This window comes from Pseudomonas sp. NFPP25 (genome assembly GCF_900116505.1).
Taxonomy (GTDB): Bacteria; Pseudomonadota; Gammaproteobacteria; order Pseudomonadales; family Pseudomonadaceae; genus Aquipseudomonas; species Aquipseudomonas protegens.
In genome coordinates, this window is record NZ_FPBG01000001.1 from 289,941 (window position 1) to 310,799 (window position 20,859).

Here is a 20,859-nt window from a genome sequence, read left to right on the forward strand (position 1 = left end):
ATAATAATGAACACCCGTCATCCGATGCAGTGCCGTTCCCTGGTGGGGGCTTGCTTGTCCGTGGGCCTGTGCGTGCCCGCCTGGGCCGCCGACGACAGCGGTTTTTTCGAGGGGAGCAAGACCGACCTGCTGCTGCGCAACTACTACTTCAACCGGGATTTTCGTGACCATGACGCGCCCAAGGGCCAGGTCGAGGAGTGGGCCCAGGGCTTTATCCTCAAGTTCAGCTCCGGCTACACCCCGGGCACCGTGGGCTTTGGCCTGGACGCCATCGGCCTGTTCGGCCTCAAGCTCGACAGCAGCCGCCAGGCCAGCGGTTCGGAGTTGCTGCCGGTGCACGACGACGGGCGCGCGGCGGACAATTTCGGTCGCGCCGGAGCGGCCCTCAAGGCGCGGATTTCCGCCACCGAGTTCAAGGTCGGCGAGCTGCTGCCGGACATTCCACTGCTGCGTTATGACGATGGCCGCCTGCTGCCGCAGACCTTCCGCGGGGCCATGCTGGTCTCCCGAGAGATCAGCGGCCTGGGGCTGCAGGCCGGGCAGTACCGTGCCGTCAGCCTGCGCAACTCCTCGGACATGCAGGATCTTTCGGCCTGGGCCGCGCCCGGGGTCAAGTCCGACGGCTTCAACTACGCCGGTGCCGAATACCGCTTCAACCAGCAGCGCACCTTGCTCGGGGTCTGGCATTCGCAGTTGGAAGACATCTACCGCCAGAGCTACTTCAACCTGCTGCACAAGCAACTGCTGGGGGACTGGACCCTGGGGGCGAACCTGGGCTACTTCATCGACCGCGACGATGGCAGCGCGCGTATCGGCCGGGTCGACAGCCACACCGCCTATGGCCTGTTCTCCGCCTCCCGGGCCGGGCACACGCTGTACCTGGGGTTGCAGAAAGTCAGCGGCGACAGCCCCTGGATGTCGGTCTACGGCAGCAGCGGCCGGACCCTGGGCAACGACATGTTCAACGGCAACTTCAGCAACGCCGGCGAGCGTTCGTGGCAGGTGCGTTATGACTATGACTTCGCCGCCTCGGGGGTTCCCGGGCTGCTGGCCATGGTGCGCTACGGTCGTGGCGACAGCGCCACCACCAAGGTGGGCAATGACGGCCATGAGTGGGAGCGCGATACCGAGATCGGCTACACCCTGCAGAGCGGCACCTTGAAGAACCTCAGCCTGCGGCTGAACAACGCCACCAACCGACGCAGCTTCAACAGCGACTTCGACCAGACCCGGCTGATTGTCAGCTACCCGCTGTCGCTCTGAAAACCCTGTAGCCGCTGCCGAAGGCTGCGAACGGCTTGGGCGGCATTCCGACGCAGCAGACGCAGCGATTCCACGAGCGCTGGAGGTCCGGTGGCAGATCGCCAGGCAAGGTCCTGCGGACCTTTGCGCAGCCTCGCCGAGGCTCGGCAGCGGCTACAAGGTAGCCGCCGCTTCGTGCTGCTTCGTATGGCTATGGCAATCTCGGGGTGCGTGTTGCGGGGGGGCTTGCGTTACTATGGCCGCCCACGTTTTCAGGAAGCTGCCCGGATGAGCAAACCCGGTCAAACGGTGCTGGTCGCGCTGCGCAAGATGATCGCCTCGGGCGAGTTGGCGGCAGGCGAGCGCTTGATGGAAGTGCCCACCGCCGAGCTGTTCGGGGTGTCACGCATGCCGGTGCGCATGGCCTTTCGCACCCTGGAGCAGGAAGGCCTGCTGGTGCGGTTCGGCGGTCGCGGGTTTCAGGTGCGTTCGGTAAGCGCCGAAGACATCGCCGGGGCGGTGGAGGTGCGCGGGGTGCTGGAAGGCCTGGCGGCGCGCCAGACCGCCGAGCGCGGGCTGTCGGCCGAGGGCCGGGCGATTCTCGAACGCTGCCTGGTCGAGGGCGATGCGCTGTTCGACAAGGGCTATGTCAACGAAGAGGATCTGGAGCTCTATCACGACCTCAACATGCGTTTTCACCAGGTGATCGTGGCGGGCAGCGGCAACCCGGCGATCGCCGATGCCCTGGCACGCAACGACCACCTGCCGTTCGCCTCGGTCACCGCCCTGGCAGTAGACCGCCAGGACATGGCCCGGGAATACCGGCGCTTCAACTATGCCCACATGCAGCATCACTCGATATTCGATGCCCTGGTCAATGGCCAGGGTGCGCGGGCCGAGGCCCTGATGCGCGAGCATGCCAACGCCACCTTGCGCTATGCCGAGATCTTCGGCTCGGCCGTGGCCGACGAGCGCATGAGGCTGATCCTGCGCCCGCAGTGAGGCTCTACAGATCCAGCACCAGCAGCGGGCTCCTGGCCCGGGAACAGCAGGGCGTGAACTGATCGTTGCGCGCCTGCTCGTCCTCGGTGAGGAACAGGTCGCGGTGCTCCGGCACCCCTTCCAGCACCCGGGTCAGGCAGGTGCCGCAGATCCCTTGCTCGCAGGAAATCGGCACTTCGATGCCCTGGTCCTGCAGCACCTGGACCACGCTGCGATCGGCCGGTACCTGGAACACCTGGCCGCTGCTGGCCAGCTTCACCGCAAAGCTGGCGTCGGCGCTGTGGTCGATGGGCGCAGCGCTGAAATATTCGCGGTGCAGGCATTGCTCCTTCCAGCCCTGGGCCCGGGCGTTGTCCAGCACGTGTTGCATGAAGCCACCGGGGCCGCAGACATACAAGTGCACGTCGTCCCGGGGCCCGGCCAGGGCCTGGGCGATATCCAGGGCGGTGTCCGGTTGTTCGTCGAAATGCAGGCTCACCCGCTCGGCAAAGGGCGAGGCCTGCAAGCGCTGGACGAAGGCCGCGCGCTGGGCCGAACGAGCGCAGTAGTGCAGCTGGAAATCCGCGCCGCTGTGGGCCAGCTGTTCGGCCATGCTGAGGAGCGGGGTAATGCCGATGCCGCCGGCGAACAGCAGGCTGCGCCGTGCTGCGTGCTCCAGGGCAAAGAGATTGCGTGGCTCGCTGATGCGCAGGCGCGTGCCCACCTCCAGTTGCTGGTGCAGGCTGCTGGAGCCGCCGCGGGAGGCAGGGTCCTTGAGCACGCCGATCAGGTAGCGGTGGCGCTCTGCGGGGTGGTTGCACAGGGAGTATTGGCGCACCAGGCCGTTGGCCAGATGCACGTCGATATGGGCGCCGGCGCTGAAGGCGGGTAGGGGGCTTGCGTCGGCCGCGGCCAGTTCGAAGCTGCAGATGTCCAGGGCTTCATCGTGGCGCGCGGCCACCAGTACGTCGATCATCATCGGTCCTCGCCAGTGGCCGCATCCGGGCCGCCAGCCTGTCGGGTTCGGGGGGTTAACGGCTTGTGGCGATCAAGGGTTCCCGGGGCTCGCGCTCCTGGGCGATCAGCCGCTCCAGGACCCGGCGCGACTGCACGCCGCCGGCGTCGATATTGAGCTTGAGCAGGTTGCGCTGGGGCTGGGCGAGAAGGTTCTGCTGCTGGCGCTCAAGCATCTCCAGGTCCTCGCTGAAGATCTTGCCCTGGCCTTCGCGGATGCTCTCGGTGAGCGCCTGGTCCTGGGGGTTGAAGTTGCGCGCCATGCCCCAGAAGTACCAGATCGAGGTGTCACTTTCTGGGGTGATGAAATCCACCACGATGCTCGACGCCTTGTACTGCGCAGGGGCGTCGTAGCCACCGTGGCCGGCATGGGCCACGCCGACTTCGATCAGCACATGGCTGGGCGGGCTGAAGCGGCAGATCTGCCAGCGGTCCACCGGCACGTCGTCGGCCAGCTGGTTGCCGCGCAGGGCCATGCGCCAGAAGGGCGGCGGCATGACGTTGTGCATGTGCCGGGCGGTGACCACCTGATCGCCGTCTACCTTGGTCTGCGGTGGCGCCTCGTCGATTTCCTTCTGGCCGATGCTTGAGGCATGCACGTAGGTTTCGTGGGTCAGGTCCATCAGGTTGTCGATCATCAGCCGGTAGTCGCACTGGATGTGGAACAACCCGCCGCCATAGGCCCATTGATCGTTGTCGGCCCATTCCAGGTGATGGATCAGCGCCGGGTCGGCCAGGGCCTGGTCGCCGGGCCAGACCCAGATGAAACCGTAGCGCTCCACCGCGGCGAAGGTCTTGTTGCAGGGGAAGCCGCGCACCCGCTGGCCGGGCATTTCCACGGTCTTGCCGTCGCAGCCCATCATCAGGCCGTGATAACCGCATACCAGGTTGCCGTTCTCGACATAGCCCAGGGACAGCGGCGCGCCGCGATGGGGGCAGAAATCCTCGACGGCGGCTACCCGACCTTCATGGGCGCGGTAGAACACCATGTGTTCGCCGCAGATCTGCCGGCCCAGGGGCTTGCCCTGCAATTCATCGGGGGTGCAGGCAACGTACCAGGCATTCTTGGGGTACATGACGTCTCTCCAGGCGTTTGTTGTTTTTATTTAATGGATCCATTAAATGGTTGGCGCTCTGGGGGTGTCAAACAAATATGCTGATTTAGTGTTCGATAATCGGCTGCTATAGGGGTTTTGGATCCAGTGAAGGGGGTTTATGGATCCATTGTTCGCGCGTCAAGGCGCAGCGCGCCGAAGGGCCGGTGGGCAGTTGCGGGGCGAGGCTGGGGGCGGGCCGCAGCGCCAGGGGGGATCTGGCGGCTGCGGTGTCGGGGACGAAGTGGGGTTGCAGAATCAGCGTCGTTGCAGGCTGTCCTGCAGGCGCTGGATGCCGTCTTCCAGCAAGGCCCGCGGGCAGCCGAAATTCAGGCGCACGAACTGCCCGCAGTCGTCTCCGAATTCCAGCCCGGCGCTGAGGCCGACCTTGGCTTGCTCGAGGAAGAAGGCGTGGGGGTCGTCGAGGCCCAGGGCGCTGCAGTCGAGCCAGGCCAGGTAGGTGCCCTGGGGCGCGTGCATGCGGATGCCGGGCAGGCGGGTCTGCACCGCGTGCAGCAGGTAGTCGCGGTTGGCCTGCAGGTAGCCCAGCAGGGCCTGGAGCCAGGGGCCGCCGTGGGTCAGGGCGGCCAGGGTGGCTTCCAGGCCCAGGGGGCTGACGCTGTCTACCATGCCGGCGCGGGCATTGTTGAAGGCCAGGCGGGTGGCAGGGTCCTGGATGATGGCGAAGCAGGTCTTCATCCCGGCGATGTTGTAGGCCTTGCTGGCCGACATCAGGGTGATGGTACGCCGGGCGATTTCCGGGCTCAGGGAGGCGGTGGGGATGTGCCGGCGGCCGTCGAAGCACAACTCGGCATGGATCTCGTCGGAAATGATCAACGCGCCCTGGTCCAGGCAGGCAGTGGCCACCGCCAGCAGTTCGTCCCGGGGGAAGACCTTGCCCAGGGGGTTGTGCGGGTTGCTCAGGAGCATCGCGCCGGCGCCTTGCAAGGCCTGGCGCAGGGCATCCATGGGGGTGTCGTAGGTGCCGTCGACGGTGAGCTGGAACGGCACTTCGACCTTGTCCAGGCCCCAGTTGCCCGGGGCCAGGCGCAGGGGGCGATAGTTGGGGGTTTGCAGCACCACCTTCTGCTGCGGCTGGACGAAGGCGTGCAGGGCCATGTTGAACCCGGGCTCGACCCCGGGGAGGAAAATCAGCTCGTCGGGCCTGACGCGCCAGGCGTATTTGTCCCACAGGTCGGCGACCACCGCCTCGCGCAATTCGTCCCGGGCCACGCTATAGCCCAGCAGCGGGTGCTCCAGGCGCTGGCGCAGGGCCTGAAGGATGCCATCGGCCACGGCGAAATCCATGTCCGCCACCCACATCGGCAGGACATCCTCGGGGTAGCGGCTCCATTTGGTGCTGCCGGTGCCATGACGGGGGTGCAGGGTATCGAAATCGAAGCTCATGAACGGATCTCGTCGGGTCGCGGGGGAGAAAGGAACTGATTCTAGCCTCACCTGGCGCTGAATCGGCCGGCCCGGTTGCGGCTTTTTTACCCCGGCTGTCCTCTAGGCAGCTTTTCCCTTGCCTGTGCCTCACAAAAACCTCGTTTCGCAACGCCCCGGGTTATGGAAACAATGAACCCCTGCATCCGCCTGCCCGACTGCCACGGGCGCTCCTGCGATGCACTGCCGATCGATTTGTTCTTCCTACAAAAACAACAGGGAGCAAGCGATGAACTGCCATTCGCGCATGACCACGGCCGGTTGCTCCGGACGGGTCGCCACTACACCAAACGATCAGGGCCGCAGAGCCCGCAACGGTGATGATCCGGCTACGCGGCCTGCGCCGCGCGAGCCCTTGCGCCGCTGACCAAGACTCGTAGTGCCTGGTGCTGTACCGCCCGTTGCATACGGTCGCTTCCAGGCTCTTGTTGTGCGGGTTCGTGCGGGCGAGCCGGCTTTCTTGAGGATGGGTTTCATGTCCAACACCTTGCGTTGCGGCGTTGCGTTGTCGTGGGTCTTGCTGTGCACCGGGGCTTACGCCCAGCCGCAGAACCTCACGGTCATTTCCTTTGGCGGAGCCACCAAACAGGCTCAGGAGCAGGCCTACTTCCAGCCCTTCAACCAGAGCGGGGCGGCCCGGGTAGTGGCCGGCGAATACAATGGCGAGCTGTCGAAGATCAAGGCCATGGTCGATGTCGGCAAGACCAGCTGGGATGTGGTCGAAGTGGAGAGCCCGGAGCTGCTGCGTGGCTGTGACGAGGGCCTGTTCGAACCCCTGGACCTGGCCCGTTTCGGGGACCCGGCGCAGTACGTGCCCGGCACGTTGACCGAATGCGGGGTCGCCACTTATGTGTGGTCGATGGTCATGGCCTTTGCCCCGCAGAAGCTGGCGAAGGCGCCGCAGTCCTGGGCGGATTTCTGGAACCTCAAGGACTTCCCCGGCAAGCGCGGCTTGCGCAAGAGCGCCAAGTACACCCTGGAAATTGCCTTGCTGGCCGACGGTGTGGCGCCTGCCCAGTTGTATCAGGTGCTCAACACCCCCGAGGGCGTGACCCGGGCCTTTGCCAAGCTCGACCAGATCAAGCCCTACATCCAGTGGTGGGAAGCCGGGGCTCAGCCGCCGCAGTGGCTGGTGGCCGGTGACGTGGTGATGAGCGCAGCCTACAACGGGCGCATTGCCATGGCCCAGAAGGAGGGCATGCAGCTGAGTATCCTCTGGCCCCAGAGCCTGTACGACCCGGAGTACTGGGCGGTGGTCAAGGGCTCGCCGAACAAGGCCCTGGCCGAAGCCTTCATTCTGTTCGCCAGCCAGCCCCAGGCGCAGAAAGTGTTCTCTGAAAACATCCCCTACGGGCCGGTGCATCGTCAGGCGCTGCCGTTGCTGCCTGAGGCGGTGCAGCGGCAACTGCCGACCTTCGAGGCCAATTTGAAGGGCGCCAGGGCGGTAGATGCGGGGTTCTGGGTCGATCATGGCGAGGAGTTGGAGCAGCGTTTCAACGCCTGGGCCGCTCGCTGATGGAAAGGCCGTAGGAGCGAGCTTGCTCGCGAAGATCGTCAACGAAAACGCCGCGTTCACTCAGTGACCGCGGCGTTTTTGAGTGCAGCGCGAGCACGCTCGCTCCTACAGGGGGCTTTGGCTGGTGGGTGGGGGCTGGGTCAGCCAGTCGATGAATAGCGCGAACAGCTCGGCCTGGGAGTTGATGGTTAGCTTGGTGTAGAGGTTCTTGCGGTGCATGCGCACGGTTTCCGGGGAAATCTCCAGCACCTTGGCCGTGGATTTTACCGAGTGCCCCCGCAGGATCAGGTGGGCAATTTCGCGCTCGCGAACCGTCAGCAGTGGCTGGCCAAAGCTCATGAACGCCGCTTCGATCTGCTGGTTGAAGTTGGCCGGTGCCGGGGCGGGCAGCGCGTCCTGACTGGCCTGGCGCAACAGCGGTTGCAGGCCGCTACCGCCGAAACGGCGGATCAGCTCGCGCACCAGCGGTTCCACCGCCCGCAGCAGCGCCAGGGGTTCGCTGGCGAAGCGCTCACCGCTCAGGCCCTGGAACATGCACAGGGAAATCTTGCTCTGGGGATCGAGGTCGACGATGTAGTAACTGTCTTCCGCGCCGCCGGTCTTGAGGTAGTAGGTCTTGTAGTACTCGCTGCTGAAGAAGTCGTCCGGGGCGATTTCCGACAGGTGATAGAAACCTTCGGCCAGGCCGTTTTCCACCGCCAGGCAGAACGGATCCAGCAGATAACCGCGGGAAAAGTAGCGGTTGATGATTTCGTCGCGGTAGGCGCCGACTATGCCCCGTTCATGCAGCAATTGCGGTGGCAGGCCCTTGCGTTCCAGGCTGATCATCATCGATTCGATGGGCGTCAGGGCGTTCAGCGCCGTCGCCAGGTGCTGCAGGAAAGTGCCATCGTCCACGCTGCCGAAGGCCTGGGCCAGGCAGGCGTGCCAGGCCTGCAGGGCAGGGAGGCTGAGGGGGGCGGTAGAAGTGTTTGCTGGTGCGCTCATGCCCGGCAGTCTAACGGTCGGAAGCAGGCCCGGTAAGACCCCGGGCCGATATTCGCGCTGCCAGCGGCTAGGGGTCATTGGCCCAGGTACTGGCCGTTCTGGCGCAGTTCGGCGGCAGCTTCGAGGATGCAGTCGCGCAAGGTGGCGACTATTTCGTCGATCTGCTGGCGAGTGATGATCAAGGGGGGCGACATCACATTGAGATGGCCGATGGGGCGCACCAACAAGCCTTTGGCCTGGGCCCGCAGATGGATGCGCTCGGCGATGTTCAGCCCGTCGGGCAGCAGCGCCTTGGTGCGCTTGTCGGCGACGAATTCGACGCAGGCCATCAGCCGCTTGCAGCGCACGCTGCCCACCAGGGGCAGTTCGGCCAGGGTCTGCAGGCGCTGCTCCATATAGACGCCGACCTCTTCGACGTGGGCCAGCAGGTTTTCCCGCTCGATGATCTCGATGTTCTTCAACGCCGCGACGCAACTCACCGGGTGCCCGCTGTAGGTGAAACCGTGGGTGAAGCAGCGACCCTTGCCCGGCTCGCCGATGACCTGCCAGATGCGCTCGGAGAAAATGCACGCGCCCAGGGGCAGGTAGCCCGAGGTCAGGCCCTTGGCAGTGGTGATGATGTCCGGCTGCATGCCGAACACTTCCTCGGAGGCGAAGAAAGCACCTAGGCGGCCGAAGGAGGTCACCACTTCGTCGGCGACATACAGCAGGTCGTAGCGCTGGCAGATTTCCCACATGCGCCGGTGATAACCCTCGGGCGGAATGATTACCCCACCGGAGCCCATGATGGGTTCGGCGAAGAACGCCGCCACCTTGTCCGGGCCCAGGGTGAGGATCTTGTCTTCGAATTCCGCTACCAGGAACTCGAGGAAGTCCGCTTCGCTCATGCCGGCCGGCGCCCGGTAGTAGTTGGGGCAGGAGATGTGGTGAAACAGGTCGCTCATGAAGTCGAATTCAGGCGCGCGGTCAGCGGCCTTGTTACCGATGGACATGGTCAGGAAGGTGGAGCCGTGGTACGCGTTGTGCCGCGAGATCACGTGCTTCTTCTCATGCTTGCCGCGACTGTTCTGATAGAACTGCACCAGGCGGTAGGCGGTGTCCACCGCGGTGGAGCCGCCGGTGGTCAGGAACACGTGGTTCAGGTCCCCTGGGGCCAGGCTTGCCAGCTTTTGGCAAAGCTCGATGGCGCTGACATTGGCCATGTCGCAGAACGGGTTGGAGTAGGCCAGTTGCCGCACCTGGTCGGCGATGGCCTCGGCCATTTCCTCGCGGCCCAGGCCGATGTTGGTGCACCACATGCCGCCTACGGCATCCAGGTAGCGGGTGCCGGCGGTGTCATAGATGTATGCGCCGTCGCCGGCAGCGATATTCAACGACCCCTGCTCGCGGTGTTCGTCGAACATATGGAAGCCGTGCATGTAGTGCGCCTTGTCGGCGGCCACCAGTTTCGAATCGTCGAACTGCTGGAAGAAGGCGTCGGGTTGGATAGCCATGGGCTTCACCTCGGGTAGCAATATGGGGTGGAAAGTCTGTGGGGGCGGGGGGCTCACTTGCCGATCTTCACCATGTTCCAGGTACGGGTGATCAGCCGGGTGCTGGCGGGCGTCTGGATCTTCTGGGTGAACAGCCGCTCGCGGGTCTGGGCATCGGGGTAGATCGCCGGGTTGTCCCGCACCTCGGCGCTCAACAGTGGCGTGGACTTGAGATTGGCGTTGGCGTAGCGGATGTAGTCGCTGACCTCGGCCATTACCTTAGGTTGCAGCAGGTACTGGATAAAGGCATGGGCGCTGGCCACGTTCGGCGCGTCGGCGGGGATATAGAAATCGTCGAACCAGATCAGCGAGCCTTCCCTGGGAATGAAATAGTCGAGCTTGACCGGTGCCCCGGCCTCGTTGGCCCTGGCCTGGGCCGTGGCGTAGTCGCCGGACCAGGTGGCGCTGACGCACAGGTCGCCATTGGCCAGGCCATTGAGGTAGCTGGTGGAGTCGAACTTGCGGATATAGGGGCGCACCGCCATCAAGGCATCCTGCGCCGCTTTCAAATCATCGGGGGCGGCGCTGTTGGGATTGCGCCCCAGGTAAGCCAGCACCAGCGGCAGAATGTCGGTGGGCGAATCCTGCAGTGTCACCCCGCAATCGGCGAAGCGCGACACCACCTTGGGGTCGAAGAGCATGGCCAGAGAACCGATGGGCGCGTCCGGCATGCGCTCGCGGACCTTGTCGACGTTATAGGTCACGCCATTGCTGCCCCAGGTGTAGGGCGCCGAGTACTGCACACCCGGGTCGTAGCTTTCCAGGCTCTTGAGCACCTGCGGGTCGAGATTCTGCCAACTGGGCAGCAAGGCCTTGTTCAGCGGCTGGAACACCCGCGCCTTGATCAAGGGCGGCACCAGGGCCGCGTTGAGCACCACCAGGTCGTAGCCGGAGCGCCCCGGCAGCAGCTTGCCCTGGACGGTTTCATAGGAATCGAAGGTGTCATAGATCACCTTGATCCCGGTGGCCTTCTCGAACCCGGCGAGGGTGTTCTCGCCGATATAGTCCGACCAGTTGTACAGGCGCAGGGTCTTGTCTCCGGGCTCCCCGGCCTGGGCCCAAGCCGTCGTCAGTGCCAGAACCACGCCAAACATCGCAGGGAAAGCTGTACGCATACTTCAATTCCGCCTTGAACGTGATGGAAGGAGCCCGGGTCGAGCCGTTGGCGTAACTGTCCGCGAGTGCCTCGGCCCACGCCATAACCCGATCGGGTAGGTGGGCAAACACAGAAGGGGGCAGCTATCTGGATGGGTTTGTGCAATCATCCCGCCTCGTTGGCGAACACTAGGCTGTTCGCCTGACGGATTGGTTCAGCCCGGAAACCTGTAGAAACAGCCCGGCAGAAAAAATCTCGAATAGGAGTTGCCAGGAATGGAAAACACGTCCATAATTGCGACCATTCCTCAGCGAGGAAACGGAAAAACTCTTTAGAAATCAAAGAGTTACGAGATGAAGTTGATCTCGTTAGCCGTTCCAGTTTATACGTGTCCAGTGTTGTGTTTCAGGCATTGGACACTTGGGGCCGAGTAGCAAAATGGTTATGCAGCGGATTGCAAATCCGCCTACGCCGGTTCGATTCCGACCTCGGCCTCCACCCTTGAAAACCCCGTAGATTAACGTCTACGGGGTTTTTTATTGCGTGTATGAAAGTGCTGGCGTACCAAAACTTTAAGGCTGGCGTACCAAAACTTTCCTATTTCGTCAGGTTTGCGATGGCGCCAACTCGAACGTAAATCTTCTTTGTGGTCTCCTGTTTTGAGTGTCCGAGAAGCCGGCTCGCGTCGTCCAGGTCGAGAATTTCAGATGCCGCCTTCGGTCGGATATCACGGAACTGAAACCCTGCGATTTTCTTAGCCAGGCCCTGGTCGCCTTGTTCGATAGCCTCAGCCACGGCTTTTGACCTGGGCGTCGTCCCATCTCTGGCATAGCATGCGCTCGGAGACCTTCTTCCCCGACTTGTTCACGATCAAATAGCCAGAGTTTATTTTTTTCGGTCTGGCAATAATTCTCTCGATGAGCAGGCCCAAGCTATTTTTCTGGCCATCGACCTCCATGAGGATTCGGATCTTCTTAGAAGTCTTGCCTTGGCCAACACGCAGATACACTCCCTCCACATCATCGATACGCATTAGTCAGACATCGGCTGGGCGCTGGCCGGTCAGGTAGGCCAGATCCATTGCCTCCTGCAGTTCAATTTCGCCTTTCTGGTAGACCGCCTTCCATACCGCGTCGTTTGCGTAATAGTCGCGCGGCGTTTCCTTGTTCTTACGAACGCCCTGGCCGGGGTTCTCTCTGTTGGTCAAACCCCATTCGCGCGCAATATTGAAGACGTGAGACAGTAAGGCGATTTCTCTGTTGGCTCTGGTTTTCGCGGATCGCTTATCGCGGTAGGCAGCAATCATCGATGGCGTAATCGCATCCACCGGTATCTCGTCAAAAACTGGCCTTAGCTGCCTCAATTCGGCCTTGTTGTCCTTCTGAGTGCGCTCCGACTTTTTCGGGATGATGTCGCGCATGTACCTACGGGTCTTCCTTGGGCGCATTTCATCTCACTCGCGACAAATCAAAGTTCCAGGTGGGGACTTCAGCGGGCGGGTTGCTTTGCCCGCCATCGCCGGCAGGCTTTCCGATTGTTGAGTGGGGTGTTTAGAGTTGTTGCAGGATTCGCTGGCCGATCCAGCGGACGACGGTGACTGCCTTGCTGTTACCGATCGCCTTGTAGCGTGGGCCGTCTGGGCATTCGCTGGCAGGCTTGCCGCGCCAGGGGATTAGGGTGTAGTCCTCGGGCATGCCTTGGAGGCGTTCGCACTCGCGTGGGGTGGAGCGCCGAATACTGGAATTCGCGAGGATATGTGGTGTGCCGCCTGGGTCTGGTGCGTGATCGCCTGCTTGTAGGGTATGAGTATTCGCACCGCCCAGGGCCTGGTATCGGAGAGGGCTCCAGTCATGTCTGTGAACGTCCTGATTCACGTATGCGACACTGTGCTATCTCACTAGGGAATGGAATGTTTACAAATGGTCCAATTGTTAGCGGTGTCCGGAAGCATTCGCGCAGCATCTTCTAACTCTGCACTGCTACGTGCGGCTGAGGTGTTGAGCCCTGAGGGGGTATCGATCAAGCACTATCTGGCGGTTGGTCAATTGCCGCACTTCGATCCGGACCTGGCTGATGATCCGCCGCAGAGCGTCAGAGAGTTACGGGCTTTGGTGGGTAAGGTAGATGGCATCCTTATTTCGTGCCCTGAGTATGCTCGTGGAATACCTGGTTCTTTCAAGAATGCCTTAGATTGGCTTGTGGCCAGCCATGAATTTCCTGGTAAGCCGGTTGCACTGTTTAACGCTTCACCTCGTGCGAGTCATGCCCAAGCGGCGCTTCGTTTGGTGCTGAACACCATGTCCGCAATAGTTGTCGAGCCTGCGTCGATAACTGTGAATCTGCTCGCAAAAGGAATGAATGAGGCGGACATCGCAGGGAGCCCAGAGATCAGTAAGCAGATCGTCTCGGCATTGCTTGCATTCAAGAGCCACATTGAGGTCATGTAGGAATCGCGAAGGTGAGCGAATGAACAGGCCTGTGCCTCCCCTCTCACTGCTTGAGCTAACCGATTTGTCCGACTTCGGTACCCTACGCATCAATCTGCCGGCAGCTACCAGCGGCTGGCTGCTCAGGGTGACCCGCATCACCCCGAACCAGAACAACAACAAAATTGCCGACATCATGCAGATCGCGGGTTTCACCGAGGTCATCGATGCAAAGCTGCGCTACCCGAACACCGCGCTGCTCTACATCGAGTTCTCGGCCGAGCAGTTCCGTAGCATCCCAGCCGTCACAGTGGAGACCAAGCTGAAGAGGGGCCTTGTGCCGGCCAACTATAACCCTGTGGCTAGGACCTACTCCGGTATCTGGGACGGTAGCTTCAAGTTGGCCTGGACTGACAACCCAACCTGGATCACCTACGACATCACTGTCAGTGACCGCTTCGGTCTAGGCCGCCGCATCAAGCCGTGGATGGTGGACAAGTGGGAGCTCTACCGGATCTCCCAGTATTGCGACCAACTGGTACCGGACGGAATCCGCCTACGCCGGTTCGATTCCGACCTCGGCCTCCACCCTTGAAAACCCCGTAGATTAACGTCTACGGGGTTTTTTATTGCCTGGGATTTGGGCGATCGCTTCCGCAATTCGTTTGTTTTTAGCATCGAACTGACAAAGTCCTTTCGCTCCATTGGGTACGAGTTGATGGTGGAGATTGGCTAATACACTTGCCGTTTTGCGATGAGCTGCTTTGAGCCCTAGTCAAAGCGGAATTCAAGCTAGGTTCTTAGGAACGACCGCTTTCGGTTAAAAGCAGCCGATCACAACGTACCGCTTTGCGTGGACTTATTACTGTTCTGCAGTCCTCCACTTAAGTGGAGGAAATAATCATGAGCGAATGAAGGGCGCTGTATGCGACAGCCATTTGCCGAGGCTATGGAAAAGTGCTTTCGACGGACGGGGTTGTTTGTCATTTTTCAAGCTCGCGTGCTCGACTTCAATGTCACCGAGTGCTTTGCGGCCTGCAACGCTTGCATCAGCTTGGCCAGTGACTCTGTCGGGACTTGCCCTTGTCGGGTGATGCTGTGAAATGCTGCGTTATACCTCAGCCGCTGCGGTGCAATTACACGCAACATGCCACGTGCTACCCAGATATCGGCGTAGTGGGTCGGTAGGTAGCCGATGCAGGTGCCGGAAGCGATCAGTGTGGCAATGGCTTCCATGGAGAAAGCGCTTACCGAGTTGCCGAAGCGCAATTTGTGCGGCCGGCGGCTTTCGAGCATGTAGCCACGGTCTACGTAATCTGCGGCACCGATCTCCTCGTCCGTAAAATGCTCGTCGGGACGTGCAAAGAAAGGATGACCCCGCCCGCAATACAGGTTTTGTTCTTCCTCGAATAGAGCTTGGTAATGCAGGCCTGAAAGCTGGTGGTTAAAACAACCGATGGCGAGGTGCAGACGCCCTTCGAGCACGGCTTGCTCAAGCTCGTCGGCACGCATTACCTGCAGGTCGATGCGGGTACTGGGCGAAACCAGGCGAAAGGAAGCGAGGGCCTGCGGCAGCGGTGCCTGGTCAAGCGAAAGCAGGTTATCGACGCTGCCAATCTGCAAGAACTCTGGATACTTTTCGTTAAGCATGACTACCCGCCGATGAAAGCGGTCGATATCAGCATACAGTTCCTGCGCCGCTGCATAAGTTTGGGCGCCTTGTTCGGAAAGTTGAAAGCCGCTCTTGCCACGACGGCAGAGGGAGTAGCCGAGGCGGATTTCCAGATCTCGCACCAATGTGCTCAAGCGAGGCAGGCTGGTATTTAAGCGTACCTGCGCGGCAGTGAAGCCTCCAGCCTCGACGATGGTGCAAAAGATGCGCAGTTTGCGCAGATCCACGTCTGAGAGATTAGTGAGCATCAAAACCTCCGATGTAGAGACACAAACGCTATAGGGACAGCCCTTATACCAGCAAATTTACCTTGCGAATCAATGCGACTGAACTGCACCGAAAGAGGCCGTTTTTTAGTTGCGATTTCGAGTAAGTCAGGTTCCGTACTGCAGGATTTACCAGCCATTTTTTTCTTCCGATACTCGCGGTGCTGCTGGTCGGCAGTGTTGCGGGGAGGGGAGCCACTGCCGCGGCCCACACAAGCAAAACTTCACCCAGAACAAAAATAACGATTACGGAGTGCGGTATGGCAACTCAACGAAGTAGCGGATCGAGCAGGCCCGCCATTGAAGCTCGCTCAATCGATTATGTGCCTCGTGCAGAGCGGCACGGTAAGGTCTGGCACCAAGGCCCGTTCTGGTTTACCGGCAACTTTGTGTTTCTCACCATGATGGTCGGCTTTGTTGGGCCAAGCATGGGGCTCAGCATAATGTGGAGCGTACTGGCGATTGCAATAGGTGCTGGCTTCGGCACGGTGTTCATGGCCTTGCACGCCAACCAGGGCCCCAAGATGGGCTTGCCGCAGATGATTCAGTCTCGTGCGCAATTCGGTAGCCGCGGTGCCATTGTGCCGTTTGCGGCGACCATCTTTGTTTACATCGGTTTTATAGTATTCGGCGTCATTTTGGTCACTCAGGCCATACAGCTGGTTCTGCCGGGCTCGACGTGGTTCTGGTACCCCATGTTGATTGCGATCAGCATCGTGATTGCACTGGTGGGATATGACCTGTTGCACTTTGTGCAACGTTGGCTCACGTATCTGCTAATTGCCGTGTTTGGCATCGTGACGTTGATGGCTGTTACTGCATTGCCCGCGGCAGCTCCAATACCGGTGAACTCGGGTTGGAACACCACTGCGTTTCTCGTGCAGTTGTCACTTGCTGCTGGGTACAACATCAGCTATTCGGTGTATGTCTCCGATTATTCGCGCTACCTGCCTCAAGACTCGTCCAGCCCCAGGCTGATCTTCTGGACGTATTTGGGCGCGACTGCGTCGGCGATATGGCTGATGTCGCTGGGAGCGGTGTTGTCCAGCTATATACCGGGCGCCGATGGCATCGTTTCGCTGGTGCAAACCGGTAATTATTTCTTCCCTGGCTTTGGCATATTCGTCGCGTTGGTGGGGGCCGTCGCGCAGTTGTCGGTCACCGGCATAAATAGCTATGGCGCCATGCTAACTGGAATCAGCGCGGTGGACGGCTTCCGTCCAGTACGCCCCGGTGTCCGCGTGAGAGTGATCGGCCTGAGCGTAGTGGGCCTGCTGTCACTGGTGATCGCTTTGGCGTTACCGGATGCCTATATGGCCAGCTTCAATGGCTTTGTACTGCTTATGCTGTACTTCCTCATCCCATGGACGGCGGTCAACCTCGTCGACTTTTATGCGATTCGCAAAGGCGAATACGCCATCGCCGAAATATTCAATCCGCACGGTGTATATGGCCGTTGGGCCTGGCGAGGTGTACTGGCCTATCTGGTTGGTTTTGTCGCAATGGTGCCGTTCTTCTCGCTTCCGTTTTTCGTTGGCCCAGTAGCTGCGGCACTGGGCGGTGCGGATATCGCATTCATCCCCGGCTTGTTGATTTCCGGCGGCCTGTATCTCGGGTTGGCGCGCAACCTCGAACGCTCATCGGAGATCGCAGCGCAACGCCAAAGTCAGCTCGTGCTTGAAGGTATTGCCGGCTGAACGCTCACCGATAAACGACCATCAGAAAAAGGTTTTTAGATGATCAGCAAATGCGAAAAAACAGTCGCTATTGTGCAAATGCCTGCGGCTCTTCTTGATCGAGCCGAATCGATGCGCCTGGCAGCCGAACATATCAAGAGTGCTGCGCTCAAGGAGGCGCAACTCGTGGTATTCCCGGAAACGTGGTTGAGCTGTTACCCCGCATGGATATTTGGAATGGCGGGCTGGGACGATGCGCAAGCCAAGTTCTGGTACGCCAAGCTACTGGCGGACAGCCCGGTTATTGGCCAGCCTGACGACATGGACGATGACCTTGCGGTGCTTCGCGAGGCTGCGCGTGTTAACTCAGTCACCGTGGTGATGGGTATGAACGAGCGCTCCCGGCGCCACGGCGGCTCGCTCTACAACTCTCTAGTCACTATTGGCCCGGAGGGGACCATTTTGAATGTGCACCGCAAACTGACGCCGACCCACACCGAACGCACGGTATGGGCCAACGGAGATGCCGCAGGTCTACGGGTGGTCGATACCGCGGTTGGTCGCGTGGGAGGGCTGGTGTGCTGGGAGCACTGGCACCCGCTGGCGCGCCAGGCCCTGCATGCACAAGACGAACAGATTCATGTGGCGGCATGGCCGGACATGACGGAAATGCACCATGTTGCTGCCCGTTCCTATGCCTTCGAAGGGCGCTGTTTTGTGCTTTGCGCTGGCCAGTACCTGAACGTTGCTGATGTGCCAGCCGAGTTACTGACGGCTTACCGCCTTGGGGTTGGCGGCAACGGACTGGAGGAGCGTTTACTGTTCAATGGTGGATCAGGTGTGGTCGCTCCAGATGGTTCCTGGGTGACGGCACCGCTCTTTGGGGAACCTGGAATTGTCCTGGCAACCATCGACCTTGCGCAGATCGATGCCCAGCACCATGACCTCGATGTGGCAGGTCATTACTTGCGCCCGGATGTCTTCGAGCTCTCGATTGATCGACGCGTACGTACCGGTTTAACGCTGCGCGACGACTGAATATCTCCTCAACCCTATATTCCGGGTGGCCGTGCATAGGCCGGCCCGGAATCATCAAGGCTAACTCATGGTTCATGTACTTTTGGCTACAGCGCTCTTATCCATCATGTTGGGTGCGCTCTCCGGCTTTGCCGTTCTGGCTTCCGTCGACTACCCAGCCAAGCTCCGTGCCCTAGGTGTGGTCAACCCGATGCGCGTGCGGCAGGCGCATCTGGACTGGATCATCATGGGGACGGTGATGGCGGTCACCGCGCTTGCCAATCCTCAGCTTCCCGACTGGGTCGTTGCGTTGGTGATGTTTGGTGGCGTGGTCAATCCGCTGACGTTTGTGCCCATGGCGTTCTCCACTACGGTGGAGACCACCAAGGCATTTCAATGGGTGTCTTTTGTGTCGTTTGTTTCGTTGAGTGTGGGACTGATCGCGGCGGCGGCTTATTTTATCTTTGGTTGAGTCATCAACACCGATAGCCGGCTAGACCTGTTCTACCGCCTCCTGCATTTGACCAAATCAGCGGGCCGCTCAAGCACGAAAAGCGCGGCACTCTCCTTTGGGGAATCCTCGCGCTTGATGGCCGAACACTAAGCAAAGGGCGCACTTACAGGTGGAAATCCCCCGCAGCCTCCGGCTGGTAAAGCACTTTCCTGATTTCAATCCGGCGGGTGCGATCAGAGATTCGCCAGTCGATGGTGTCCCCCTCCTGATAGCCAAGGATGGCGGCGCCTATATCGGAATACACCGAATGCTTCCCTGCGGTGCTGTCCGCGTCTTCAGGGTAGACCAAGGCCACTTCGATCTCTTCGTCGTCCAGTTGCAGCAAGGCCCTGGAGTTCATCGTGATGACGTTGCGCGCCACCTGCTGGGGCTTGACGACAATGGCTCGCTCAAGCTCATGTTCGAGTTCAACAATCGTCGGGCCTTGCTCGAACACGATCAGGCTCTCGAGCCTGGCCTTGTCGATTTCAGTGATGTAGATCTCAGTGGAGTCGACAACGGTACCTTTGCGCAAGAACTGGAGATAGCGCTCGGCCGTCATGGAAAAAGATTTCAATGTCGGCGTTTCGCTTTCAAGCACAAAGCCGCTGCGCTGAAAGGCTTTCAGCGAGCGCGTGTTGTCCGGGTGGATCTTGGCGATGAGCTTCTCGGCCCGCATGTCGAGGAAGGCCAGTTTCATGCCTTCGCGGATGGTGCGGGCGCCCAGGTTCCGGCCCCATTTGTCGCTGTCTCCGATGACCAGGACTATCTCGCAATTGGCGCCGGTCTTGACCAGACGGACAAAGCCCACCGGGGCGTCATGCCGGTCATAGGCCATGAAGAACCGGCCGTCCCGGTTGAATAGATGGGTCAGGATCGGCAATTGAGTCCGATCGATGACTTGTTCGATGGAGCGGGAGACGTGACGCGAATCGCTCAGAAAGCAGGTAACGCGCTCATCCTCCAACCAATCCATCAATGTCAGCGCGTGCGCCCGAGTAATTTCAGGGCACAGTGTAATGAAAGGCTTGTTCATCTTGACCACACTTATCTGTAAAGAATGGAAGCCTTTCATGGCTATGGTCATGACGGTTCTTCGGCAACCGCGCATTTTAAGATATACCGCGAGGAATGGCGAACATCCCGGCGGTTTCGAGAGTTTCGGCCCGCCAAGGCCCGTCTGGCGGCGTTTCAGCGCAGTGAATCTAAAGATGCCTGGCCGGGCCAATCTATTCGTGAAGCGTGTATTTCCCGTTGGCTGCAATAAAATCTTGAAAGCCTTTGATAAAGGCTTTTCTTGTGCCAGGTAGTATTTTTTTTAGAGCCAGAAAATAAAGATAGATAGGCGTCGCGTCCCCAGTGCCTTCCTCTATCCAGCACTCTTCTGTTGCAAAGCAAAAAAGTACACAGCGTATGAGGTTCGCAAAGTCTTCATCTGATTTACGGTGCTGTTGCTCTACCGTCCAGAGTTCTAGTACAAGCCTTCTCCGGAGATCCCCATCGCTTTCTATAGGTTCTCGCTGGATGCTTTTTTCGATATATGGAATCAGCACTTTCAACTTGGGGGTGGAAATGCTAGCAAGTACACCGCCGTCGATCAGACTGAGCAAATAGCGTGCGTACTGACGTGTTATTTCACTGAAAGGCACGCTCGCTTCAAGTAACGCCTGTTCAAGGTAATCGAACTCTTGAACCTCCAGGCTAGCAATCATCATACAGCTCCATCTTTTACTCTTATCGTGCAGCAGCAATCGGCCGAAAGCGGTCAGTGCAGATTCAGGTAGGGGTTCGAGGTCCTATTCTCCCTACCCTGGTTGCATTTGGCGAGCTGGGTGTTATGGGGGGGGCGAGGCCCTGGGCTGGTAAGCAGATAGCTAAGAACAACTACTCATCACAGATGGCAATGACCCGCAGATGGCCGCCCCTGCGCATCGTGCAGCTCGGGCGCCGTCGATGTTGGTTAGAATGGCGTGTTGAAGTCTACTGCTCGCAAGGAAACCCAATGAGCACTGAAAAGCCAGAGCCTTTGCTCATCCTTCAAAGGTTTCTAGATAATGTTTATGTGAAGGCTTCGAAAAGCCAGAATGTTTTACTCAAAAGAAATCATGGCCACTACACATACGCGAATGGAATACTCTTCGTCTACGTGACGATCTTCCCTAAAGAGGTTGAGCTTGTTTTTGAAAGCAAGCAGGTAGGTAACGGGGTTTTTAGTATTGTTTTGGATATGTGCATGTCCAGTGGAGAAGTACTGGCTGGCAACCTGCTGTCTCTGAATGGGAGATGCGAGGAGATCAGCACGGCATTGGCCTCGCAAGAAGATTGGGTGTTGGCCCTGTTGTTAAAGTGCTTGGGCACCTGAGTCTTTTTCCAGAGCGTGGACACCGCAGGCGTTCCGGTT

17 protein-coding genes, 1 tRNA gene and 3 pseudogenes are annotated in these 20,859 nt (G+C 60.0%); 10 read left to right on the forward strand and 11 right to left on the reverse strand.

All coding sequences use genetic code 11. From position 1 onward, the window contains the following. Positions 1 to 6: 6 nt before the first annotated feature. Both BM382_RS01120 and BM382_RS01125 read left to right on the forward strand, forming a co-directional pair. Positions 7 to 1,263: an OprD family porin gene (locus BM382_RS01120; RefSeq protein WP_072441501.1), complete on the forward strand. Its 1,257-nt coding sequence runs from the start codon at positions 7 to 9 to the stop codon at positions 1,261 to 1,263. A gap of 267 nt (positions 1,264 to 1,530) precedes the next feature. Continuing rightward, positions 1,531 to 2,244 (forward strand): GntR family transcriptional regulator, encoded by a 714-nt coding sequence (locus tag BM382_RS01125; RefSeq protein ID WP_011061753.1) that lies wholly within the window; start codon positions 1,531 to 1,533, stop codon positions 2,242 to 2,244. 4 nt (positions 2,245 to 2,248) lie between these two features. Here BM382_RS01125 and BM382_RS01130 read toward each other — a convergent pair whose 3' ends face one another. From BM382_RS01130 to BM382_RS01140, 3 genes are all read right to left on the reverse strand, one after another. Beyond that, positions 2,249 to 3,199, reverse strand: a complete 951-nt coding sequence (locus tag BM382_RS01130) for a PDR/VanB family oxidoreductase (protein WP_065364243.1) — start codon at positions 3,197 to 3,199, stop codon at positions 2,249 to 2,251. 55 nt (positions 3,200 to 3,254) lie between these two features. Beyond that, positions 3,255 to 4,313, reverse strand: a complete 1,059-nt coding sequence (locus tag BM382_RS01135; RefSeq protein WP_072441504.1) for an aromatic ring-hydroxylating oxygenase subunit alpha — start codon at positions 4,311 to 4,313, stop codon at positions 3,255 to 3,257. A gap of 276 nt (positions 4,314 to 4,589) precedes the next feature. Next, positions 4,590 to 5,738 carry a MalY/PatB family protein gene (locus tag BM382_RS01140; protein WP_011061750.1) on the reverse strand — a complete coding sequence of 383 codons (1,149 nt, stop codon included), beginning with the start codon at positions 5,736 to 5,738 and terminating at the stop codon, positions 4,590 to 4,592. Between the two features lie 514 nt (positions 5,739 to 6,252). Here BM382_RS01140 and BM382_RS01145 point away from each other — a divergent pair. Beyond that, positions 6,253 to 7,293 carry an ABC transporter substrate-binding protein gene (locus BM382_RS01145; protein ID WP_011061749.1) on the forward strand — a complete coding sequence of 347 codons (1,041 nt, stop codon included), beginning with the start codon at positions 6,253 to 6,255 and terminating at the stop codon, positions 7,291 to 7,293. A gap of 105 nt (positions 7,294 to 7,398) precedes the next feature. Here the strand turns inward: BM382_RS01145 and BM382_RS01150 are convergent, their stop codons facing one another. The 3 genes from BM382_RS01150 to BM382_RS01160 form a co-directional block, all read right to left on the reverse strand. Further along, the gene (locus tag BM382_RS01150) at positions 7,399 to 8,280 is read right to left on the reverse strand and encodes a helix-turn-helix transcriptional regulator (protein WP_019094480.1); all 882 of its coding nucleotides are present in this window, start codon (positions 8,278 to 8,280) and stop codon (positions 7,399 to 7,401) included. A 74-nt stretch (positions 8,281 to 8,354) separates the two neighbouring features. After that, positions 8,355 to 9,773, reverse strand: a complete 1,419-nt coding sequence (locus BM382_RS01155) for an aminotransferase (protein WP_011061747.1) — start codon at positions 9,771 to 9,773, stop codon at positions 8,355 to 8,357. Positions 9,774 to 9,826: 53 nt separating this feature from the next. Further along, positions 9,827 to 10,927 carry a polyamine ABC transporter substrate-binding protein gene (locus BM382_RS01160; RefSeq protein WP_072441506.1) on the reverse strand — a complete coding sequence of 367 codons (1,101 nt, stop codon included), beginning with the start codon at positions 10,925 to 10,927 and terminating at the stop codon, positions 9,827 to 9,829. A gap of 405 nt (positions 10,928 to 11,332) precedes the next feature. Between BM382_RS01160 and BM382_RS01165 the strand changes: the two genes are divergently transcribed. Next, positions 11,333 to 11,406: transfer RNA gene (locus BM382_RS01165), tRNA-Cys, on the forward strand. Between the two features lie 99 nt (positions 11,407 to 11,505). Here BM382_RS01165 and BM382_RS32030 read toward each other — a convergent pair. Beyond that, positions 11,506 to 12,334 (reverse strand): annotated as a pseudogene (locus tag BM382_RS32030) (tyrosine-type recombinase/integrase); the annotation flags it as partial. A gap of 124 nt (positions 12,335 to 12,458) precedes the next feature. Continuing rightward, positions 12,459 to 12,716: pseudogene (locus tag BM382_RS01185) on the reverse strand (DNA cytosine methyltransferase); the annotation flags it as partial. 111 nt (positions 12,717 to 12,827) lie between these two features. Here BM382_RS01185 and BM382_RS01190 point away from each other — a divergent pair. After that, positions 12,828 to 13,355 (forward strand): NADPH-dependent FMN reductase, encoded by a 528-nt coding sequence (locus BM382_RS01190; RefSeq protein WP_072441512.1) that lies wholly within the window; start codon positions 12,828 to 12,830, stop codon positions 13,353 to 13,355. An 85-nt stretch (positions 13,356 to 13,440) separates the two neighbouring features. Then, a pseudogene (locus tag BM382_RS01195) lies at positions 13,441 to 13,884 on the forward strand (host specificity protein); the annotation flags it as partial. A 440-nt stretch (positions 13,885 to 14,324) separates the two neighbouring features. Here BM382_RS01195 and BM382_RS01200 read toward each other — a convergent pair. Beyond that, the gene (locus tag BM382_RS01200) at positions 14,325 to 15,254 is read right to left on the reverse strand and encodes a LysR family transcriptional regulator (protein ID WP_072441518.1); all 930 of its coding nucleotides are present in this window, start codon (positions 15,252 to 15,254) and stop codon (positions 14,325 to 14,327) included. 278 nt (positions 15,255 to 15,532) lie between these two features. Here BM382_RS01200 and BM382_RS01205 point away from each other — a divergent pair, with 278 nt between their 5' ends. The 3 genes from BM382_RS01205 to BM382_RS01215 all read left to right on the forward strand — a co-directional run bounded on the left by BM382_RS01205 (position 15,533) and on the right by BM382_RS01215 (position 18,437). Continuing rightward, on the forward strand, positions 15,533 to 16,969 hold the full coding sequence (locus tag BM382_RS01205; RefSeq protein WP_072441521.1) for a purine-cytosine permease family protein: 1,437 nt from the start codon (positions 15,533 to 15,535) through the stop codon (positions 16,967 to 16,969). A 39-nt stretch (positions 16,970 to 17,008) separates the two neighbouring features. After that, positions 17,009 to 17,986 (forward strand): carbon-nitrogen hydrolase family protein, encoded by a 978-nt coding sequence (locus BM382_RS01210; RefSeq protein ID WP_011061742.1) that lies wholly within the window; start codon positions 17,009 to 17,011, stop codon positions 17,984 to 17,986. Between the two features lie 67 nt (positions 17,987 to 18,053). Then, complete coding sequence (locus BM382_RS01215) at positions 18,054 to 18,437, forward strand: hypothetical protein (protein ID WP_011061741.1); 384 nt, start codon at positions 18,054 to 18,056, stop codon at positions 18,435 to 18,437. Positions 18,438 to 18,582: 145 nt separating this feature from the next. Here the strand turns inward: BM382_RS01215 and BM382_RS01220 are convergent, their stop codons facing one another. After that, a complete protein-coding gene (locus BM382_RS01220; protein ID WP_011061740.1) occupies positions 18,583 to 19,545 on the reverse strand; it encodes a bifunctional GNAT family N-acetyltransferase/nucleoside diphosphate kinase regulator in 963 nt (320 codons plus the stop codon). A 142-nt stretch (positions 19,546 to 19,687) separates the two neighbouring features. Further along, entirely contained in the window at positions 19,688 to 20,170 is a 483-nt protein-coding gene (locus tag BM382_RS01225) for a hypothetical protein (protein WP_072441524.1), read from the reverse strand. A gap of 290 nt (positions 20,171 to 20,460) precedes the next feature. Between BM382_RS01225 and BM382_RS01230 the strand changes: the two genes are divergently transcribed. After that, a complete protein-coding gene (locus tag BM382_RS01230) occupies positions 20,461 to 20,820 on the forward strand; it encodes a hypothetical protein (protein ID WP_041774288.1) in 360 nt (119 codons plus the stop codon). Positions 20,821 to 20,859: the final 39 nt, after the last annotated feature.

Excerpts from the sequence above, each read along its gene's own strand:
- BM382_RS01120 (WP_072441501.1), top strand. The coding sequence starts at position 7 with ATGAACACCCGTCATCCGATGCAGTGCCGTTCCCTGGTGGGGGCTTGC.
- BM382_RS01125 (WP_011061753.1), top strand. The coding sequence starts at position 1,531 with ATGAGCAAACCCGGTCAAACGGTGCTGGTCGCGCTGCGCAAGATGATC.
- BM382_RS01130 (WP_065364243.1), bottom strand. The coding sequence starts at position 3,199 with ATGATCGACGTACTGGTGGCCGCGCGCCACGATGAAGCCCTGGACATC.
- BM382_RS01135 (WP_072441504.1), bottom strand. The coding sequence starts at position 4,313 with ATGTACCCCAAGAATGCCTGGTACGTTGCCTGCACCCCCGATGAATTG.
- BM382_RS01140 (WP_011061750.1), bottom strand. The coding sequence starts at position 5,738 with ATGAGCTTCGATTTCGATACCCTGCACCCCCGTCATGGCACCGGCAGC.
- BM382_RS01145 (WP_011061749.1), top strand. The coding sequence starts at position 6,253 with ATGTCCAACACCTTGCGTTGCGGCGTTGCGTTGTCGTGGGTCTTGCTG.
- BM382_RS01150 (WP_019094480.1), bottom strand. The coding sequence starts at position 8,280 with ATGAGCGCACCAGCAAACACTTCTACCGCCCCCCTCAGCCTCCCTGCC.
- BM382_RS01155 (WP_011061747.1), bottom strand. The coding sequence starts at position 9,773 with ATGGCTATCCAACCCGACGCCTTCTTCCAGCAGTTCGACGATTCGAAA.
- BM382_RS01160 (WP_072441506.1), bottom strand. The coding sequence starts at position 10,927 with ATGCGTACAGCTTTCCCTGCGATGTTTGGCGTGGTTCTGGCACTGACG.
- BM382_RS01190 (WP_072441512.1), top strand. The coding sequence starts at position 12,828 with ATGGTCCAATTGTTAGCGGTGTCCGGAAGCATTCGCGCAGCATCTTCT.
- BM382_RS01200 (WP_072441518.1), bottom strand. The coding sequence starts at position 15,254 with ATGCTCACTAATCTCTCAGACGTGGATCTGCGCAAACTGCGCATCTTT.
- BM382_RS01205 (WP_072441521.1), top strand. The coding sequence starts at position 15,533 with ATGGCAACTCAACGAAGTAGCGGATCGAGCAGGCCCGCCATTGAAGCT.
- BM382_RS01210 (WP_011061742.1), top strand. The coding sequence starts at position 17,009 with ATGATCAGCAAATGCGAAAAAACAGTCGCTATTGTGCAAATGCCTGCG.
- BM382_RS01215 (WP_011061741.1), top strand. The coding sequence starts at position 18,054 with ATGGTTCATGTACTTTTGGCTACAGCGCTCTTATCCATCATGTTGGGT.
- BM382_RS01220 (WP_011061740.1), bottom strand. The coding sequence starts at position 19,545 with ATGACCATAGCCATGAAAGGCTTCCATTCTTTACAGATAAGTGTGGTC.
- BM382_RS01225 (WP_072441524.1), bottom strand. The coding sequence starts at position 20,170 with ATGATTGCTAGCCTGGAGGTTCAAGAGTTCGATTACCTTGAACAGGCG.
- BM382_RS01230 (WP_041774288.1), top strand. The coding sequence starts at position 20,461 with ATGAGCACTGAAAAGCCAGAGCCTTTGCTCATCCTTCAAAGGTTTCTA.